At 74.4% G+C, this 1,400-nt stretch carries 1 protein-coding gene and 2 pseudogenes; 1 reads left to right on the top strand and 2 read right to left on the bottom strand.

The window, feature by feature from the left end:
• Both BG452_RS34895 and BG452_RS34890 read right to left on the bottom strand, forming a co-directional pair.
• Window positions 1–298: pseudogene (locus tag BG452_RS34895) on the bottom strand (two-component sensor histidine kinase); the annotation flags it as partial.
• Window positions 299–315: 17 nt separating this feature from the next.
• Window positions 316–1,020 carry a response regulator transcription factor gene (locus BG452_RS34890; RefSeq protein WP_188308353.1) on the bottom strand — a complete coding sequence of 235 codons (705 nt, stop codon included), beginning with the start codon at window positions 1,018–1,020 and terminating at the stop codon, window positions 316–318.
• A 144-nt stretch (window positions 1,021–1,164) separates the two neighbouring features.
• Here BG452_RS34890 and BG452_RS34885 point away from each other — a divergent pair.
• Window positions 1,165–1,400: pseudogene (locus tag BG452_RS34885) on the top strand (hypothetical protein); the annotation flags it as partial.

The following is a 1,400-nucleotide window of genomic DNA, read 5'->3' as shown; positions in this document are numbered from 1 at the left end:
CCCCGACCGCCGCTCCGCCGACCGTCGCCCCCACCGCCCCCACCGCCCCCACCGCCACCGGCAGGTGCACCGCCATCCGCCCCTGCGCCCCGGCGTCGGTGCTGGCCAGCGCCCGGTTGACGGCGTCCTGGTCGGTGGTGATCGCCAGCGCCGGCCCGAGTGCCGCGGCCTGCCGCTCGGCGGCGGTGAACGCCCGGTCCCGGGCGGTCTGTTGGACCATCAGGCCGAGCGGGATGAGGAAGGCCAGTGCGACCATCGTGGTCCCGGCCACCGCGGCCTTGATCATGGCCCAGCGCAGCGAGTGCGCGAACCGCTTCATGTCCGGTGCTCCGCGGGGCCCGCGACGGCCTCCAGCCGGACCCCGACGCCCCGGACGGTGTGCAGGTAGTGGGGGTTGGAGGCGGTCTCGCCGAGTTTGCGGCGCAGCCAGGAGAGGTGGACGTCGATGGTCTGGTCGCCGCCGTAGGTCTGCTGCCAGACCTCGGCGAGGATCTCCTTGCGCGGCACCACCACGCCGGGCCGGGCCGCCAGGAAGGCCAGCAGGTCGAACTCACGGCGGGTCAGGTCGAGCAGCCGCCCGTCCAGGACGGCCTCGCGCCGCTGGAGGTCGATGGCGAGGCCGCCGACCCGCAGCACCTGGGCGACGGGGGCGGCGCCGCTGCCGAGCCGGCGCAGCACGGCGGCCATCCGGGCGCTCAGGTGTTCTCCGGAGAAAGGTTTCACCAGATAGTCGTCGGCACCGTCGTTCAGCAGCCGGACGATCTCGGCCTCGTCGTCCCGCGCGGTGGAGATGATCACCGGGACGTCGGTCAGGCCCCGGATCATCTTGAGCGCCTCGCTGCCGTCCAGATCGGGCAGGCCCAGGTCCAGGATCACCAGGTCGCAGCCGACCTGGGCGACCTCCCGCAGCGCCTCCAGGGCCGTGCCCACACTGCGGACCGCGTGACCGGTGTCGGTCAGGTGGCGGATGAGCGCGGACCGTACGAAGGGGTCGTCCTCGACCACGAGCACTGTTGCCATGGCCCTGCACGGTACGCCATCGGTGGGCAGTGGTCTGTACCTCGGGGGTGGGTCCCGGCGGGGTCCGGACAGCTGCAACTGCCCTGCCGAACACCAGGGGTGCCGGTCACCGCCGACCGGGAAGTACGGCAGGATGTGCGGACGATGCGGAACGGACTGGTACAGCTCTGCGCCTGGGCGGCGGCCACCGGGGCGGCGGTGGCGCTGTCCTGGCTCGGCGTGCACGCGGTGCTCACCGGGGCCGCGTTCGAGCAGCCCAACGCGCTGCCGCTGCCCTCCCCGAAGGCCGGGAGCACCCCGTACGGCGCGACCGCCACCCCCGGCCTGGCGCCGACGGCCGACCCCCCGAGCCCGCCGGCCGCACCCGGCCCGACCACGAG

The sequence above is a fragment of the Streptomyces sp. CBMA123 genome (assembly GCF_014596465.1).
Lineage (GTDB): Bacteria > Actinomycetota > Actinomycetes > Streptomycetales > Streptomycetaceae > Kitasatospora.
This window is presented reverse-complemented; position numbering and strand designations above follow the sequence as displayed.

What these genes read in the sequence shown, in the direction of transcription:
- BG452_RS34890 (WP_188308353.1), bottom strand. Translation starts at nt 1,020, where the DNA reads ATGGCAACAGTGCTCGTGGTCGAGGACGACCCCTTCGTACGGTCCGCG.